Origin of the sequence: Stenotrophomonas sp. 704A1, from assembly GCF_030549525.1 — a bacterium.
Lineage (GTDB): Bacteria > Pseudomonadota > Gammaproteobacteria > Xanthomonadales > Xanthomonadaceae > Stenotrophomonas > Stenotrophomonas tuberculopleuritidis.
The window spans coordinates 1,221,776-1,236,756 of sequence record NZ_CP130831.1 but is presented as its reverse complement, the minus strand read 5'-3'; the positions used below and the strand labels follow the sequence as shown (position 1 = coordinate 1,236,756).

Annotated in this window: 19 protein-coding genes; 7 read left to right on the top strand and 12 right to left on the bottom strand. The window is 69.6% G+C overall.

Annotated features, from left to right (window positions below; genetic code table 11):
- Window positions 1-100: 100 nt before the first annotated feature.
- Genes Q5Z10_RS05740 through Q5Z10_RS05725 form a run of 4 tightly spaced genes read right to left on the bottom strand, consistent with a single transcriptional unit; the run spans window position 101 to window position 3,552 of the window.
- Entirely contained in the window at window positions 101-1,417 is a 1,317-nt protein-coding gene (locus Q5Z10_RS05740; RefSeq protein ID WP_303638300.1) for a sensor histidine kinase, read from the bottom strand.
- Entirely contained in the window at window positions 1,414-2,154 is a 741-nt protein-coding gene (locus Q5Z10_RS05735; RefSeq protein WP_303638299.1) for a response regulator, read from the bottom strand. Before Q5Z10_RS05735 ends, Q5Z10_RS05740 begins: the two co-directional genes overlap by 4 nt.
- A gap of 56 nt (window positions 2,155-2,210) precedes the next feature.
- Window positions 2,211-2,756, bottom strand: coding sequence for a redoxin family protein (locus Q5Z10_RS05730; RefSeq protein ID WP_303638298.1), 546 nt, complete (start codon window positions 2,754-2,756; stop codon window positions 2,211-2,213).
- A 1-nt stretch (window position 2,757) separates the two neighbouring features.
- Window positions 2,758-3,552 carry an alpha/beta fold hydrolase gene (locus Q5Z10_RS05725; protein WP_303638297.1) on the bottom strand — a complete coding sequence of 265 codons (795 nt, stop codon included), beginning with the start codon at window positions 3,550-3,552 and terminating at the stop codon, window positions 2,758-2,760.
- Between the two features lie 343 nt (window positions 3,553-3,895).
- On the opposite strand from Q5Z10_RS05725, the gene Q5Z10_RS05720 reads away from it, so the two are divergent.
- From Q5Z10_RS05720 to Q5Z10_RS05695, 6 genes are all read left to right on the top strand, one after another.
- Window positions 3,896-4,540, top strand: a complete 645-nt coding sequence (locus Q5Z10_RS05720; RefSeq protein ID WP_303638296.1) for an HvfX family Cu-binding RiPP maturation protein — start codon at window positions 3,896-3,898, stop codon at window positions 4,538-4,540.
- Window positions 4,541-4,637: 97 nt separating this feature from the next.
- Entirely contained in the window at window positions 4,638-5,114 is a 477-nt protein-coding gene (locus Q5Z10_RS05715; protein ID WP_303638295.1) for an HvfA family oxazolone/thioamide-modified RiPP metallophore, read from the top strand.
- Between the two features lie 56 nt (window positions 5,115-5,170).
- Window positions 5,171-6,016, top strand: coding sequence for an HvfB family MNIO-type RiPP peptide maturase (locus tag Q5Z10_RS05710; RefSeq protein WP_303638294.1), 846 nt, complete (start codon window positions 5,171-5,173; stop codon window positions 6,014-6,016).
- Window positions 6,009-6,743: an HvfC family RiPP maturation protein gene (locus tag Q5Z10_RS05705; protein WP_303638293.1), complete on the top strand. Its 735-nt coding sequence runs from the start codon at window positions 6,009-6,011 to the stop codon at window positions 6,741-6,743. Before Q5Z10_RS05710 ends, Q5Z10_RS05705 begins: the two co-directional genes overlap by 8 nt.
- Window positions 6,744-6,794: 51 nt before the next feature.
- Window positions 6,795-7,433 carry a ferric reductase-like transmembrane domain-containing protein gene (locus Q5Z10_RS05700; RefSeq protein WP_303638292.1) on the top strand — a complete coding sequence of 213 codons (639 nt, stop codon included), beginning with the start codon at window positions 6,795-6,797 and terminating at the stop codon, window positions 7,431-7,433.
- Between the two features lie 31 nt (window positions 7,434-7,464).
- Window positions 7,465-8,199 carry an SDR family NAD(P)-dependent oxidoreductase gene (locus tag Q5Z10_RS05695; RefSeq protein WP_303638291.1) on the top strand — a complete coding sequence of 245 codons (735 nt, stop codon included), beginning with the start codon at window positions 7,465-7,467 and terminating at the stop codon, window positions 8,197-8,199.
- Window positions 8,200-8,233: 34 nt separating this feature from the next.
- Here Q5Z10_RS05695 and Q5Z10_RS05690 read toward each other — a convergent pair whose 3' ends face one another.
- From Q5Z10_RS05690 to Q5Z10_RS05655, 8 genes are all read right to left on the bottom strand, one after another.
- Window positions 8,234-9,361 (bottom strand): metallophosphoesterase, encoded by a 1,128-nt coding sequence (locus Q5Z10_RS05690; RefSeq protein ID WP_303638290.1) that lies wholly within the window; start codon window positions 9,359-9,361, stop codon window positions 8,234-8,236.
- Window positions 9,362-9,431: 70 nt separating this feature from the next.
- Window positions 9,432-10,970 (bottom strand): TerC family protein, encoded by a 1,539-nt coding sequence (locus Q5Z10_RS05685; RefSeq protein ID WP_303638289.1) that lies wholly within the window; start codon window positions 10,968-10,970, stop codon window positions 9,432-9,434.
- Between the two features lie 51 nt (window positions 10,971-11,021).
- The gene (locus Q5Z10_RS05680; protein ID WP_303638288.1) at window positions 11,022-11,252 is read right to left on the bottom strand and encodes a helix-turn-helix domain-containing protein; all 231 of its coding nucleotides are present in this window, start codon (window positions 11,250-11,252) and stop codon (window positions 11,022-11,024) included.
- A gap of 13 nt (window positions 11,253-11,265) precedes the next feature.
- On the bottom strand, window positions 11,266-11,733 hold the full coding sequence (locus Q5Z10_RS05675) for a DUF2975 domain-containing protein (protein ID WP_303639141.1): 468 nt from the start codon (window positions 11,731-11,733) through the stop codon (window positions 11,266-11,268).
- Between the two features lie 218 nt (window positions 11,734-11,951).
- Window positions 11,952-12,545 (bottom strand): NMCC_0638 family (lipo)protein, encoded by a 594-nt coding sequence (locus tag Q5Z10_RS05670; protein ID WP_303638287.1) that lies wholly within the window; start codon window positions 12,543-12,545, stop codon window positions 11,952-11,954.
- Between the two features lie 180 nt (window positions 12,546-12,725).
- Window positions 12,726-13,157, bottom strand: coding sequence for a pyridoxamine 5'-phosphate oxidase family protein (locus tag Q5Z10_RS05665; RefSeq protein WP_303638286.1), 432 nt, complete (start codon window positions 13,155-13,157; stop codon window positions 12,726-12,728).
- 133 nt (window positions 13,158-13,290) lie between these two features.
- Entirely contained in the window at window positions 13,291-13,791 is a 501-nt protein-coding gene (locus Q5Z10_RS05660) for a GNAT family N-acetyltransferase (RefSeq protein ID WP_303638285.1), read from the bottom strand.
- A gap of 7 nt (window positions 13,792-13,798) precedes the next feature.
- Window positions 13,799-14,248, bottom strand: coding sequence for a hypothetical protein (locus Q5Z10_RS05655; protein WP_303638284.1), 450 nt, complete (start codon window positions 14,246-14,248; stop codon window positions 13,799-13,801).
- 286 nt (window positions 14,249-14,534) lie between these two features.
- On the opposite strand from Q5Z10_RS05655, the gene Q5Z10_RS05650 reads away from it, so the two are divergent.
- On the top strand, window positions 14,535-14,978 hold the full coding sequence (locus tag Q5Z10_RS05650; RefSeq protein WP_303638283.1) for a hypothetical protein: 444 nt from the start codon (window positions 14,535-14,537) through the stop codon (window positions 14,976-14,978).
- The last annotated feature ends 3 nt before the right edge of the window (window positions 14,979-14,981 follow it).

The following is a 14,981-nucleotide window of genomic DNA, read 5'->3' as shown; positions in this document are numbered from 1 at the left end:
TTCAGTCATGGCCGGAGGGTGTCACGCGCGGGGTGACGGCGCGGTGCACCTGCAAGCGGGGCCAGATCACTTTGCCGGTGGCAACGGGCTCTGCCCCCACCTACGACCCCGGCAGCTGCAGCACCGCCTGCAGCCCACCGCCTTCGCGGTTGTGCAGCTGCAGCGAACCACCCAGCGATTGCGCCAGCTGCAGGGCAATCGCCAGGCCCAGGCCGGTGCCGCCGGTATCGCGGTTGCGCGAGCTTTCCAGCCGATGGAAGGGCGCCAGCACTGCCTGCAGCTGGTCCTCGGGAATGCCGGGGCCGCGATCGGAAACCTGGATCCACACCCTGCCCGCTGGATCACGGCCGGCCTCGATGTCCGCACTGCCGGCATAGCGCAGCGCGTTGTCGACCAGATTGCCGACCACGCGCCGCAGCGGCTGCGGCCAGGTCTGCACGATCAGGCCAGGTGGCGCGCCGCCGGTGACCGGCCTGCCCATGTCTTTGTAGTCACCGACCACACTGGCCAGGAACGCGCCCAGGTCCATCGCTACCGGCGCACCACTGGCCACATGGCTGCTGCGCGCGTAGGCCACGCCCTCGCGCACCAGCTGGCCCAGATGGTCCAGGTCGGCCAGCAGGCGCTGCTGGGTGGCGTCTTCGGGCAGCGTCTCCACCCGCAGCTTCATCCGCGTGATCGGCGTCTGCAGATCATGCGAGATGGCCGCCAGGATCTGCAGGCGCTCGCTGACATGGCCCCGGATGCGCGCCTGCAGTGCGTTCAGCGCCGCGGCAGCGGCTCCGACCTCCGCTGGCCCCGCTTCGGGCAGCGCCGGCCCCTCCTTGCCGGGCTGCAGATGTTCGACCGCGTGCGACAGCTGCGCCAGCGGGCGCATCGCCAGCCGCACCGCCCACCATGCGCACAGCAGCAGCAGCGCCAGCTGCAACAGCAGCACGGCGGGCAGCCAGCGCGCCAGCGGCAGGCCAGACGGCGTGACTTCGATGGTCAGCGGCGTGCCGTCGCGCAGCCGCAGTTCCACTTCGAAACGCTCGGGCATGCGCGCGACCTGGCGCACCTGCAGGGGATAACGGTGCTGCAGGCTGTCATCGATGATGCCGGTCACCTGCCGGGCGCGATCGGTCAGCACGGCCGGACCGGGCGCCGCCGGGCGCAGCAGATAGCGGTAGGTGCGCCGCTCCAGGCGCGGCACCCAGGCGTCGCGTTCGCTGGCGGGAAGGTGCTCCAGCAACGCCACGCTCACCGCCACATCCTCGTCCAGGTTGCGCAGCATCATGCTCCGCGTGGCCTGGTAACGCTCGAAGAACAGCAGCCCGAACGAAAGCGCATGGGCTACGCTCAAGCCGCCCAGCAGCAACAGCAGCAGCCGTGCCGACAGCGTGCGCGGCCACGGCAGGCGACGCACGGCGGCGCTCATTCCTCCGGCCCCAGCATCTGCACCGGCATGCTGAACACATACCCTTCGCTGCGCACGGTCTTGATGTAGGTGGGCTCGCGTGCGTCGTCGCCCAGGCGCTGGCGTACACGGCTGACCAGCAGATCGATGGAACGATCGAACAGTTCAGCGTCACGGCCCTGGGTCAGGCTCAGCAGCTGATCGCGGCTGAGCACGCGGTTGGCATGGTCGAGGAACACGCGCAGCAGGCGGAACTCGGCGCCACTGAGCGGATAGGCGGTGTCCTGCGCATCCAGCAGGTGGCGCGCGGTGGTGTCCAGCCGCCACTCACCGAACGCCAGCTGGCGGCCCGCCTCGGTCACCTGCAGGTTCGGCGGCAGCATCTGCGTGCGGCGGATCACCGCGTTGATGCGGGCCAGCAGTTCGCGCGAGGAGAACGGCTTGGTCACATAGTCGTCGGCGCCCATCTCCAGCCCGATGATGCGGTCGGTCTCGTCATCGCGTGCGGTCAGCAGCACCACCGGCACCGCGCGGTGCTTGCCGGCACGCAGGTTGCGGCACAGGCTCAGGCCGTCCTCGCCGGGCATCATCACGTCCAGCACCACCAGGTCCACGGCATGGGTATCCATCAGCGCGCGCATGGCGCGACCGCCATCGGCCTGGCTGACACGCAGTCCATTGCGCTGCAGGTAGTCGGCCAGCATCTGGCGGATTTCGCTGTCATCGTCGACGACAAGGATGTGCGGTACGTGGTTCATCGCGTTCTCGGTGGAGGCAGGGGCAAGGCCGCACGGCGCGGCCATGGTAGCGCGGCTCAGGGGCTGGCCAGCAGGCGCTGGATCTCGCTTTCGGTGCGTGCGTAATCTCCTTCGCCGTAGTGGCGGTAGACCACCCGCCCCTGGCGGTCGATCAGGTACAGCGCAGGCCAGAAGCGGTTGCCCCAGGCGTTCCAGATCCGGTACTGGTTGTCCTGCACCACCGGCCAGCGGATGTCCAGCCGCTGGAGGGCATGGCGCACGTTGCCCGGCCGTCCTTCATCGGCGAACTCCGGGGTATGCACGCCGATCACCTGCAGGCCCTGCGCCGCGTAGCGGCGGTGCCACTGGTGGACGTACGGCGCGACGTTGAGGCAGTTGCGGCAGGTGTAGGTCCAGAACTCGACCAGCACCACCTGCCCGCGCAGCTGCTGGAGGGTGAGGGGCGGGCTGTTGTGCCAGGGGCCACCGCCCTGGAACCCGGCCGGCGGCGGCCCCGCCGCCGGCTGCGCGCCGGCGTCGGGGCTTGGCCATGCCAGCAGCAGGGCCGCGCCGCCGCACAGGGCCAGCAGCAACGGCAGCGTGTAGCTGCGAAGGCGGGCCATCTCAGCCGCCCTGCTCGGCCAGCGGCAGCTCGGCCGGCTTCACCCCGGCCGCTTCGAGGATGCTGTCGGCCACCTGTGCCGGGTGCGAGAGCAACGAAACGTGGCTGCTGCCAATCGACTGCACCTGCGCCCCGATGCGGCGCGCGGTGGCCGCCTGCAGCTGTGGCGACAGCATGCGGTCATCGCGGCTGATCACGTACCAGCTGGGCTTGCTGCGCCAGGCTGCGGTCGTCACCGCTTCGCCCAGTGCGCTGGCCTTCAGGGGTACCTGGGTGCTGTACAGCAGGGCGGCGGTCTTCTTCATCACGTCCGGCGCGAAGTCCTGCGCGATGGCGTCGGCCGGCAGGGTCAGGTAGCCGTTGCGTTCCTGCAGCCGGGCCAGCCCCGGGCCGACCGGAAAGCCCTCGCCCTGCTGCGCCGACGACTGGCCGGCATCGGGCGCGAACGCCGCCACGTAGACCAGCGCCTGCACCTTCGGGTCGTTGCCGGCTTCGGTGATCACCGTGCCGCCCCAGCTGTGCCCGACCAGCACCACCTTGCCCGGCGCCGCGGCAATCGCACGGCGGGTGGCGGCCACATCATCGGCCAGCGAACTGAGCGGGTTCTGCACGGCCACCGCCGGCAGCTTCCAGTCATGCAGCGTCGCGATGACCTTGTTCCAGCTGGAGCCGTCGGCGAAGGCGCCGTGGACCAGGATGACCGTGGGCGCTGCGCCGGCATCGGCCTGCGCGGCGAAGGCGGGGGTGGCGGCGCCGGCCAGGGCCAGGGCGGCGGCAAGCAGGGTGGTGCGGATCATGGGTGGCACTCCAGGGTTGGGAGTGGCCATTTCCACCTGACGGTGTATCGGTGCTGTTTCGCTGCCGGGCCGAGTTGTACCGGACTGTAGGGCGGCGGCGGGTTCCTACAGTGGGATACATTCGGCCGCCGGGCATGGCCCGGCGCTACCGGGGGGATATCGTTCCCCGCACGCGGGCGCGCAACGCGCCGATGCGCCCCCGATGCGGCGTCTTTGTATCTGACTGTACGAAACCCCTGCCACGGCCACAGTGGCTGACAAAACCCCGGGCAACGGCACACGTTGCCGATACCTGCACGTCCTGAAATGGCCTCCATCGACCACTGGCCCGCAGGACACCGACATGACCAGCACCACCGCTTCGCTGTACACCCCTCGCCTGGATGCGGTCGGCCGCTGGCTCTCGCCGCTGGCCCTGCGCGCCCTGCTGGCCTGGGAGTTCTTCGAATCCGGCCGCGAGAAGCTGGGCGGCCAGAACTGGTTCGCCGACCTGGACGGCCGCTTCCCGTTCCCCTTCTCCACCCTGCCGGCATCGCTCAACTGGCAGCTGGCCACCTGGCTGGAACTGGTTGGCGCAGTGATGCTGCTGCTGGGCCTGGCCACGCGCTCGGTGGCCTACATCTTCTGGGTGCTCACCATCGTCGCCATCGCCGCCGTGCACTGGCCCGACCAGTGGAACGGCCTGGGCGAACTCTGGCAGGGCTATGCGATCACCGACCAGGGCTACGGCAACTTCAAGCTGCCGCTGCTGTTCCTGGCCATGCTGCTGCCGCTGATCCTCAACGGCGGCGGTGCGCTCAGCCTGGATCGCCTGCTGGCCGGCCCGCAGCGCGCCACGGTCGGCAATGACGGCCTCGGCTGGGGCGTGAGCCTGATCGCCCTGCTGCTGCCGGTCGCCGCGCTGCTGCCCGGCATCGGCTTCGGTGGCGCCCTGCTCGGCGCTGCGCTGTTGCTGGGCCACGCGCTGCGCCGTCGCCGCAGCGCCTGAACCGCTTCGCCCCTCCCACGCACCTTCCGTTCGTTTCCGTCGCCTCCGGGCGGCGTCCATCCCGCACGCCCGGCGTGCCATTCAAGGAGTCATCACCATGTCCGTCCCGACCCAGAACACCACCGCTTCCCGTCTGCCGCGCATCGGCGCCATCGGCATCGCCCTCGCCGGGGGCCTGCTGCTGGCCGGCCAGGCCGCGGCCGTCCAGCCGCTGGCACTCAGTGCCGTGGCCATGAGCGCCGCTGCCGAAGGCAAGTGCGGTGAAGGCAAGTGCGGCGCCAACAAGGCCGCCACCTCCAAGCCGGCCGGCAAGGCCAAGGTGGCCGAGGGCCAATGCGGCGAAGGCAAGTGCGGCGACGCCTCGTTCGCCCGCACCGACCGTGACCACGACGGCAGGGTGTCGCGCGCCGAGTTCAACGCCGTGGCCGCCACGCGTGCCGCCGAATTCGACCGCATCGATACCGACCACGACGGCTACATCAGCGAACAGGAAGCGCACGACTACCTGCGCAGGGTCTACACCGCCAACGGCAAGCCGATGCCGAAGGGCCTGTTCTCACGCGTTGCCGACTGATTGCCTGCCACCCGGCGCCGCCAGCACGGCGGCGCCACTACCCCGGAGTACCGCGTATGTCCCTGCTGCTGCCTTCCGCCAGCGCCGGTCTTGGCCTGCGCCGTGGCCTGATCGACGACCTGCTGGCGATGCCGGCCGATGCCCTCGACTTCCTCGAAGTGTCGCCGGACAACTGGATCGGCGTCGGCGGCGCGCACGGCGCCGCCCTGCGCCAGCTGAGCGAGCGCCACCGCCTCACCTGCCATGGCCTGTCGCTGTCGCTGGGTGGCCCGGACCCACTGGACCGCACGCTGCTGGCGCAGACCCGTGCCTTCCTGGACCTGCATCAGGTGCACCTGTACAGCGAACACCTGAGCTACTGCGCCGCCGGCGGACACGTCTATGACCTGCTGCCGCTGCCGTTCACCGCCGAAGCCGTGCGCCACGTCGCCGGCCGCATCCGCCAGGTGCAGGACAGCCTGGGCCGCCGCATCGCAGTGGAGAACATTTCCTACTACGCGGTGCCCGGTGCCGACATGAGCGAGATCGACTTCATCAACGCCGTGCTCGACGAGGCCGACTGCGATCTGCTGCTGGACGTCAACAACGTCTTCGTCAACGCCTGCAACAACGGCTACAACGCCTTCGATTTCCTGGCCCGCGTACCTGCCCATCGGGTGGCCTCGCTGCATGTGGCCGGCCACTTCGACGAGGACGACGGCTTCAAGATCGACACCCATGGCGCGCCGGTGAAGGGCGTGGTCTGGGCCCTGCTGCGCGAGGCCTATGCCCGCGTCGGCGTGCACCCCACCCTGCTCGAACGCGACTTCAACTTCCCGCCACTGGCCGAGCTGCTGGACGAAGTCGCGCAGATCCGCCAGGCCCAGGCCGACGCGCTGATGCCGGAGGTGGCCCATGGCTGAGTCGCTGGCAACCCTCCAACGACGTTGGGCCGACCATGTGCGCGACCCTTCCATGACCGCACCCGAGGGTGTCGAGGCGCGTCGGCTGGCGGTGTACCGCCGCCTGTGCATCGACAGCCTGGACTCCCTGCTGGCCGGCAGCCTGCCGCGCCTGCAGCACCGGTTGGGCACGCAGCGCTGGCGCGCCACCGTCGAGGACTACTACGCCCGCCATGCCTGCCACACCCCGTTGTTCCCGCAGATCGCCGCCGAGTTCGCGCATTGGCTGGCGGCACAGGACACGCTCGGGTTGCCGGGCTGGGCCGCGGAACTGGCGCACTACGAAAGCACGCAGCAAGCGCTGCACATTGAAGCGCGCGAGGCCGGACAGCCGTTGCCGCGTGCCGCGGTGGGCACGGACGTGCTTGCGCTGTCGACGCATGTCCGGGTGCTGGGCTACCAGTGGCCGGTGCACCGGGACGACGCGCTGGCGGCACCGTCAGATGCGACGCCAACCTTGCTGCTGCTGCAACGCCACGCCGATTTCAGCGTGCACACGCAGATGCTGGCACCGCTGGCCTATGCCCTGCTGACGGCGCTGGGCAACAACGGCGCCCGCGTCGACGACGCACTAGGGACGCTGGCAGCGAACCACGGCGTGGAGCGCGCTGATCTGCAGGCGTCCAGCGCACCGTTGCTGGCCGACCTCTGCGCCGCCGGCGTGCTGGTCGCGGCGCACCCCTGCTGAACCCTGCGGCCACGCGCCGCTCCTCCCTTTTTCCTTCATCGAGGTCTGACCATGGCTGCTGCAACCCCCTCCTTCCTGCACGGCTGGCGCCTGTTCGTGGCCATCGCCGTCGTGCTGATCGCCTTCGCGATGGCCGCGTTCGCCCTGCAACCTGATGTGGTGGAAGGCAGCCGTGCGGCCATCCGGGTGACCGCGCGCACGTCGTTCCTGCTGTTCCTGGCCGCGTTCACTGCGTCTTCGTTCGCCAGCCTGCTGCCCGGCGCGTTCACCCGGTTCCTGTTGCGCGAGCGCCGCATCGTCGGCCTGTCGTTCGCGTTCTCGCACCTGCTGCATGCAGTGGCGATCACCGCCTTCGGCATCCTCAACCCCGCGTTCTGGCCGGCGCGCTCGGCCCTGGCCAACCTGCCGGGCACCGTGGGCTACGTGGCCATCCTCGCGCTGGCGATCACCTCGCACCGCGGCATCGCCCGGCGCATGGGACCTACCGCATGGAGGCGCCTGCACGTGACCGGCATGTGGATCATCGCCGCGGTGTTCACCTATTCGTACTTCAAGCGCGTGCCCGCCAACTTCTGGTACGCGGTGCCCTCGGCGCTGCTGTTCACCGCCTTCGTGGTGCGCTGGATCGCCAAGCGGGCACAGACGCTGCGGCGCGGTGCGCGTTCGCATGCTTCGCAACCGGCGTCCTGAGCGCCTTTCCCACCCCCACTGGAGTTTCAACATGACATCGACTTCTTCCCGCCGCCGTGCACTGGTCATCGGCGGCTCACGCGGCATCGGCGCGGCGATCGCGCAGCGCCTGGCTGCCGACGGCCATGAGGTGGCCATCACCTACGTCTCGCGCCCCGAAGCGGCGCAGGCATCGCTTGAGGCCATCCGCATGCACGCTGGCCGTGCCATCGCCGTCCACGCCGACAGCAGCGATGCCGATGCACTGCGCCAGGCCGTGGCCGCCACCACGCAGGCCTTCGGCGGGCTGGATGTGCTGGTGGTCAACGCCGGCCTCTACCGGCATACGCCTATCGACAGCGTGGACCTGGCCACGCTGGACCAGCTGCTGGCGGTGAACATCCGCGGCGTGGTGCTGGCCATCCAGGCGGCGCTCCCGCAGCTGTCGGCGGGCGGCCGCATCATCACCATCGGCAGCAACACCGCCGTTCGCAGCGGCTCACCGGGCAGCAGCCTGTACGCGATGAGCAAGGCGGCGGTGGCCGCGCTGGTGCGCGAGCTGGCGCTGGAGCTGGCCCCCCGCGGCATCACCATCAACAACCTGCAACCCGGGCCGACCGCAACCGACATCACCGCCGGATGGGATGCAATGCTGGCTGCGCGGGTGCCGCTGGGCCGCATCGCCCAGCCTGCCGAGATCGCGTCACTGGCCAGCTGGGTGGCCGGCCCGGAGGCCGGCTACATGACCGGCAGCAGCCTGACCATCGATGGCGGCTTCATCCTCTGAGCCGTGGACCGGTCATGCCGCGCGCCGCACCCGGTCACGGTGCGCGGCGCAGGGTGATCAGGGTGATTTCCGAAGGCACGCCGATGCGTGCCGGGAAGCCTGCCCACAGGCCGGCGCCGTTGCTGACGTACAGGGTCATGTCGTCCACCGCGTAACGGCCGGATACGTAGCCGCCGTTGGCCCGCTTCACCAGCTGGTCCATGCCGATGATCTGGCCACCATGGGTATGCCCGGACAACTGCAGCTTCACGCCGCGCTCGGCCGCTTCGCGCGCGTTGCGCGGACGGTGGTCCAGCAGGATCACCGGCGCGGCCGGCGCGGCACCGGCCAGCGCGGCGTCCAGATCGGGAAGCGGCAGGCCATAGCGCGCCGCAACGGGATCGGTGACACCGGCGATGGTGAGCGCGGCACTGCCGCGACGCACCTGGGTATGGCTGTTTTCCAGCACCTGCATGTGCAGCGCGCGGAAGGCCTGCATCCATTCGCGGTACTGGGCGTAGTACTCGTGGTTGCCGGTGATGGCGATCACCCCGTCCGGCGCCTGGAGGTCACCCAGCGGCTGGAAATCGTTGCGGCGCGCCGCCACCGTGCCATCGATCAGGTCGCCGGTGATCACGATCAGATCCGGCTCCAGCGAATTGCTCTCTGCCACGACCCGACGCACCCAGTCGCCGGTCAGCAGGCGGCTGGCGTGGATGTCGGTGAGCTGCAGCACACGGTAGCCGTCGAAGGCGGCCGGCAGCCCGGCGATGCGCACGTCGATCTGCCGCACCGTCGGTACCGCCATGCCCTGGCTGACACCGTAAGCGCTGAGCAGCAGGGCCAACCCGGCCGCCAGCGGCCGCAGCATGCGCGTGCGCAGCGCCGCCACCGCACGCGGCCAGCGCAGCGCACGCGACAGCAGCAGGCCCGCATCCAGCACCAGCAGCCCCAGTGCCAACAGCAGCACCGCGGTGGAACCGGTGGCGAGGGTGGCGATGGCCATTCGTGGGATCTCCGGCGACGCCATCGTGCCCCAGAACGTAGCGACGATGCGCAGCTGCACCGCCAGCGCCACCAGCAGCAGTGACAGCAGCGCCTTGGCCCAGAGCGGCAGCCGCAGCGGCCAGAACAGGCGCCAGGCCACATACAGGCCCATCAACAACCCCATCGTACTCAGCACAACCACACGTCCATGGAAAAAACCGGGCGCTCATGGTGACTGCAGACGATGTCATTGGGTAGGGGCGCGGTCACGCCTCCGGCAGGCGCTGCACCCGCAGGCGGGCGATCCGGCGTTTCTCCATCGCCAGCACGGTGACGCGCACACCGGCCACCTCGACCGCGTCGCCGATGTCCGGCAGGCGTCCCAGCTGCTCCAGCACCAGTCCCGAGATGGTCATGTAGTCGGCACTGCGCGGCAGCGATACGCCGGCCAGGCGCTGCAGATCGTCCAGGGTCAGCGCGCCATCGGCCTCCCAGCAATCCTCGCCCTGCGCCACCACGCCATAGCGCGCGTCCTGGGTATCGGCCAGATCGCCGGCAATGGCCGCCAGCAGGTCATTGGCGGTGACCAGGCCTTCCACGCTTCCGTATTCGTCCACCGCCACCGCCAGCGGCACCGGGTGCTGGCGGATCAGTTCCAGCGCATGCAGGGCGCTGGCGCTGGACAGTACGTACTGCGGCTCGCGCAGGTTGCCTTCCAGCTGCAGCGGCCTGCCCTGCAGCAGGTCGGCCAGCAGATCCCGGCTCTGCACCACACCACGCAGGCTGTCCAGGTCACCCTCGCCCACCAGCAGGCGGGTGTGCGGCGAGGCCACCAGGCGGGCCACCACATCCTCGTGACCACGGGCCAGGTCGATCCACTGCACATCGGCACGCACGGTCATCACGCTGGACACCGGACGATCGGCCAGGCCCAGCACACTGCGGATCATCTCGTGTTCGGCCGGCTGCAGGCGTTCCTCCGCCTCATCGCCGCGCTCCTCATGCGCATCGTCGTGGCCATTGGCCGGGCGCGCCCCCAGCATGCGCAGCACCGCATCGGCCGTGCGCTGGCGGAACGGCTGCCGGCGCTCGTTGCGCTCGCGGTTGAAGCGCACCCACTGGTTGAATGCCTCGACCAGGATCGAGAACGCAATGGCCGCGTACAGGTAGCCCTTCGGAATCCTGTAGCCCAGGCCTTCGGCGACCAGGCTGAAGCCGATCATCAGCAGGAAGCCCAGGCACAGCACCACCACGGTCGGGTGCTTGTTGACGAAACGGGTGAGCGGCTTGCTGGCCACCAGCATCAGCGCCATCGCGATGGTCACCGCTGCGTACATCACGCCCAGGTTGTCGACCATGCCCACCGCGGTGATCACCGAGTCCAGCGAGAACACCGCGTCGAGCACCACGATCTGCGCCACCACCATCGCGAAGCTGGCGTAGACCTTCCTGCCCTCTTCGTGATGCTCGCGCCCTTCCAGCCGCTCGTGCAGCTCCATCGTGCCCTTGAACAGCAGGAACAGGCCACCGCCCAGCAGGATCAGGTCACGCCCGGAGAAGCTGTGCTCGAACAGCGTGAGCAGCGGTTCGGTCAACTTCATGATCCATGCCAGTGCCGCCAGCAGCACCAGCCGCATCAGCAGCGCCAGGGCCAGGCCGATCACCCGTGCGCGGTCACGCTGGTGGGGCGGCAGCTTGTCGGCCAGGATCGCGATGAACACCAGATTGTCGATGCCGAGAACGATCTCCAGCACCACCAGGGTCGCAAGGCCCATCCAGATCGAGGGGTCAGCCAGCCATTCCATTTCAGTTCCGTTTGATCAACAGGGGAATACAGCGCGCAGGCCAGGCACCGGTCAGACCTGATCGGCGTCCTGCAGCTGCGCAGGGTCATGCCCGAGCAGGTCGCCCGGGCTGCATTGCAGTTCGCGGCAGATCGCATCGAGCGTCGAAAAGCGGATCGCCCGCGCCTTGCCGGTCTTCAGGATCGACAGATTGGCCAGGGTGATGTCGATCCGCCCGGCCAGCTCGGACAGGGTCATTCCGCGTTGCTGCAGCATGCGGTCGAGGGTGATCACGATCGCCATCAGAGCCGTTCCATCAGATCACAGCGTCCAGGTCGTCGCGCATCGCCGCGCCCACCGCGAATACCCGCGCCAGCACGAACAGCATCAGCACTGCGACCAGGCCGGTGATCGACATGCCGCCGCCCACTTCCATCCAGCTGAAATCCGGCCCCATCCATGCGGCGTAGAGGCCGATCACGATCGACAGCACTTCCATGGCCAGCATCAGCCAGGCCATGCGCTGCAGGCGCTGCGCGTTGGCGTGGGTGAACGGACGTTCGCGTGCGGCCGAGCGCAGCAGGCGCGCCAGGTGCCGCAGGAACACCAGGCACAGCACCAGCAGTGCCACGATGGCGCCCAGCCCGGCGCAGAAATGCAGGAACAGCCAGGAACCGTGCACGGCCATCGCGTGCGCGTCCTGCACGCTGTCCAGCAGCCAGCGGCGGTCGTAGGCCAGCAGGGGAACCGCCAGCAGCGCGGCGAGAATGCCGAGCCAGCACATCGCGCGGACCGCCTGCACGGCGGTCTGGGCCAGGGTGAACAGGCCGCGCGCAGGTCTGGCGCGGGCGGGAAGAGCGGTCAAGCAGCCTCCGGTGTGGGACGGTCGCGCCGCCCCGGGGTGGATTTATCGATAAACGATATACCACAACCGGCCCGCGTGGATGAATCTCGGGCTGCCCGCGCCCGCTCCAGCCTGCCGCCGGGAAGGCCGGGCCGGCGTCAGCGCTCGCCGTGCGGCGGCGTGGCCGCGGGCTGCTCGCGCATCGCCTCGCCCGGCGTGGCCGAGGCCATCGCCTGCACTCCGGCGTCGGCCGCCTGCCGGGTCACCAGCCGGAAGCGCACCCGCAGCTTGCTTTCACCGGGCGTCGCCCATCCGTACTGGATCGCCACCTGGTCGCCGGACAGCGGCCCGCGCGATGGCAGCGAGCGGATCTGCAGTGGTTTCGGCGCCGCCTGCATCAGCCGCGCAAAGCCCTTCTGCACCACCGCCGGATCGGCCTTCTCGGCGTACACGGTGCAGGTGCCATCATCGGCCCAGCTGACCGCGTAGCGGCCACTGGCCAGCGGCACCATCCAGGCCATGCCCTGCTGGCCCTGCAGCAGGGTGGCGGCCTCGGCCGGCTGCAGGGGTGTCAGCCCATTGGCATCCATCAGCGACTGCAGGCGCGCCGGCGCGCCGATGTGCTGCATGCACGCGGTGTCGAACAGCTCGCTGAAGGGATCCTGCGCGGCGGCCTTGGGCGCACGCGCGGGCTGGGCCGCCGCCAGCATCGGCAGCAGCAGGCCGGCCGTCAGCCAGGTCGCAGCACGCATGGCACCTCCACGCAACGAAAAACAGCCGGGAGGATGGCAAACACCGGCGGCAGAGCGCAACGGGCGTGGCCGGCCTGCACCCGGCAAGCAGCAGCACAAGCGGCCGACAACCCGGGACGTTGAGGCGCTGCCGTGCCGAGCGGGCAGCGCCGTGCGATGCATCGCCTGCGCCGGCATCGATCAGACGCTGATCTCGCCCTGGTCCTCGCCGTCCCAGTAATGGATGCGGCGGGCGTGCACATGGATCAGCACCAGACCCGGAGTATCCACGCCCTGCTCGAACCAGCGTTCCAGGTCCTTCACCCAGTGCTGGGCCATCGTGGCGCGGTCGCGCAGCAGTGCCGCCCTGCCCTGCACATGCACGAACAGCGGCGGCTTGCCCAGCAGCGACTTGCTGCCGGTGAAGCCCAACGCCACGGCCGGGTCGGCGGCGATCTCGCGCACCATGTCGGTGCTGTCCAGTGCGAAGAACCAGCTGTCACCGTCATAGTCCACGTCACCGTTGTTGCTCATCGGCCGGCCGGCGATCTCGCCACCGGCGTGGGTCTGCAGCAGCGCGAAATCGATGCCGGCCATCTTCCTGGCCAGTTCATGCAGGGTCAACGTGGTCATGTGCCGTTCCTTCCGCAGGTGGGCGCCCAGCGTCCGCCCTGCGCGGTGACCGGCACGTGGATGGCTGCTGCCGCGGTCTTCACGCACGGCCTGTCGGCGGCTGCGCTGCGCGCAGCGCGGGCCCGTGCACGCATCAACGCCGGTAGTAGCGGAATACCAGGTCATCGGGATCGGTGCGCCGCGCCTGCCGGTCCAGCACGCCGCCCAGGCGGCGCGCGACCGCCGCCGACGCTGCGTTGTCCGGCGCCATGTAGCTGACCAGCGTCGGCAACCCGCGCACGTCGAATGCCCAGTCACGCAGTGCTGCCGCGGCTTCGCTGGCGAAGCCCTGCCCTTCCTGCCCGGCGTACAGCAGCCAGCCCAGCTCCGGCTCGGGAAACAGGGGCCCGTGGTTGATGCCCACCTGGCCGATGCAGGCGCCACTGTCGCGGCGCTCGACCATCAGCGCGCCGTGGCCGAACAGGCGCCAGCTGGCCAGATCGTGGCAGAACTGTCCCCACGCGGCGACCTCGCCGAACGGCCCGCCCATGCCGGTCGCGCGTGGCGATGCCAGGAAGGCGGCATACGGCGCAAAGTCCTCCAGCCGTTGCGCGCGCAGGCGCAGTCGCGGCGTTTCCAGCTGCGGAATATCCATGCCCCGCTCAGTACACCGCCAGGAAGCCGCAGCCACGACGTTGTGGCTGGCCCTCCATCGTCAGCTGCACGCTGGCCAGGGTGTCCACGCCCTCGGCGTTGCGACAGGAGGTGCGGGTGATCTCGACGACCACCGGCTGGTTGCCCAGCTCGCCATTGAGCACCGTCAGCGACGCAGGGGCACCGGCCGGCTGCCCCAGGTAACGCAGCGTACCGGTGCTGCTGCGACCGCCCACCGTGAGCGTGGCATCGTGGTTGCCCTTGCCGGTGGAGGCGATCTCGAGGGTCCAGTCCGCGCCACCGCCGGTGAACCCGGGCACCGGGCTGGCATCGGCGGCAATCGAGCGCTGGCGCGGTGCATCGGCACCGGCATGGGCGGCGGGCGGCGGCGCACTGCTGGCACATCCCAGCAGCAGGCCCGACATCAGCATGGCGGTCACAACGGAGCGGTGCGTCATGATCATGTCCTGCAGTGGCGTAGCGGCCAGTCTAGGCAGCAGCGCGTGCGCCAGTGATGAACATGCGCAAGGTGCCGCCACGCCTGAAGCCGTAACGCCGGTCACAACACCGATGTGATGCAGCACGCAACACGCGGCGCGCGTTAATTCCTGATGGAGAAACACGCTGATCCGCGCGACACACGGCTAACAGGGCGCCGTTCGAGAATCGCGCAGCCACGGGCCAGCGTCGTACTGCCTGCCCTGGCCATCGCCCTCTCCCCGGCACCCGCATGGATGGCAGCACATGGACCTGTTCGCTTCGCTCGCGTTCGGCAGCTACCTGTTGGCCTTTTTCATCGTCGCGCTGTTCGCGGCGACCTACCTGAAACGCTCCGAGTTCATGCCCTATCACGGCGAGGCGGTCGGCCTGGCGTGGGGTGGCGTCCCGCCGCGCATGCAGGTGCTGCTGATGGCCTTGATCCGGGTGGTTGGCGCAGGCTGGATCGCGCTGGCCGGCGCCGGGGTGATGCTGGCCTGGCTGATCTTCTTCGGGGGGCACTTCGCGCTGCCGCAGCTGCTCACGTTCCAGGTGTTCTGCCTGGTGGCCACGTTGCCGCCGGTCGCGGTGGCGTCCGGGGTGCGCAAGCGCACCGGTGCCAAGACGCCGGTGTCCGCCGGTGCGGCGGTGGTCGCCCTGTGCTGCATCGGTTTCCTGCTGGCGCTGCTGTCCCTGCTGCAACCCGCCTGACCT

What these genes read in the sequence shown, in the direction of transcription:
- Q5Z10_RS05740 (WP_303638300.1), bottom strand. Translation starts at nt 1,417, where the DNA reads ATGAGCGCCGCCGTGCGTCGCCTGCCGTGGCCGCGCACGCTGTCGGCA.
- Q5Z10_RS05735 (WP_303638299.1), bottom strand. Translation starts at nt 2,154, where the DNA reads ATGAACCACGTACCGCACATCCTTGTCGTCGACGATGACAGCGAAATC.
- Q5Z10_RS05730 (WP_303638298.1), bottom strand. Translation starts at nt 2,756, where the DNA reads ATGGCCCGCCTTCGCAGCTACACGCTGCCGTTGCTGCTGGCCCTGTGC.
- Q5Z10_RS05725 (WP_303638297.1), bottom strand. Translation starts at nt 3,552, where the DNA reads ATGATCCGCACCACCCTGCTTGCCGCCGCCCTGGCCCTGGCCGGCGCC.
- Q5Z10_RS05720 (WP_303638296.1), top strand. Translation starts at nt 3,896, where the DNA reads ATGACCAGCACCACCGCTTCGCTGTACACCCCTCGCCTGGATGCGGTC.
- Q5Z10_RS05715 (WP_303638295.1), top strand. Translation starts at nt 4,638, where the DNA reads ATGTCCGTCCCGACCCAGAACACCACCGCTTCCCGTCTGCCGCGCATC.
- Q5Z10_RS05710 (WP_303638294.1), top strand. Translation starts at nt 5,171, where the DNA reads ATGTCCCTGCTGCTGCCTTCCGCCAGCGCCGGTCTTGGCCTGCGCCGT.
- Q5Z10_RS05705 (WP_303638293.1), top strand. Translation starts at nt 6,009, where the DNA reads ATGGCTGAGTCGCTGGCAACCCTCCAACGACGTTGGGCCGACCATGTG.
- Q5Z10_RS05700 (WP_303638292.1), top strand. Translation starts at nt 6,795, where the DNA reads ATGGCTGCTGCAACCCCCTCCTTCCTGCACGGCTGGCGCCTGTTCGTG.
- Q5Z10_RS05695 (WP_303638291.1), top strand. Translation starts at nt 7,465, where the DNA reads ATGACATCGACTTCTTCCCGCCGCCGTGCACTGGTCATCGGCGGCTCA.
- Q5Z10_RS05685 (WP_303638289.1), bottom strand. Translation starts at nt 10,970, where the DNA reads ATGGAATGGCTGGCTGACCCCTCGATCTGGATGGGCCTTGCGACCCTG.
- Q5Z10_RS05680 (WP_303638288.1), bottom strand. Translation starts at nt 11,252, where the DNA reads ATGGCGATCGTGATCACCCTCGACCGCATGCTGCAGCAACGCGGAATG.
- Q5Z10_RS05675 (WP_303639141.1), bottom strand. Translation starts at nt 11,733, where the DNA reads ATGTGCTGGCTCGGCATTCTCGCCGCGCTGCTGGCGGTTCCCCTGCTG.
- Q5Z10_RS05670 (WP_303638287.1), bottom strand. Translation starts at nt 12,545, where the DNA reads ATGCGTGCTGCGACCTGGCTGACGGCCGGCCTGCTGCTGCCGATGCTG.
- Q5Z10_RS05665 (WP_303638286.1), bottom strand. Translation starts at nt 13,157, where the DNA reads ATGACCACGTTGACCCTGCATGAACTGGCCAGGAAGATGGCCGGCATC.
- Q5Z10_RS05660 (WP_303638285.1), bottom strand. Translation starts at nt 13,791, where the DNA reads ATGGATATTCCGCAGCTGGAAACGCCGCGACTGCGCCTGCGCGCGCAA.
- Q5Z10_RS05655 (WP_303638284.1), bottom strand. Translation starts at nt 14,248, where the DNA reads ATGACGCACCGCTCCGTTGTGACCGCCATGCTGATGTCGGGCCTGCTG.
- Q5Z10_RS05650 (WP_303638283.1), top strand. Translation starts at nt 14,535, where the DNA reads ATGGACCTGTTCGCTTCGCTCGCGTTCGGCAGCTACCTGTTGGCCTTT.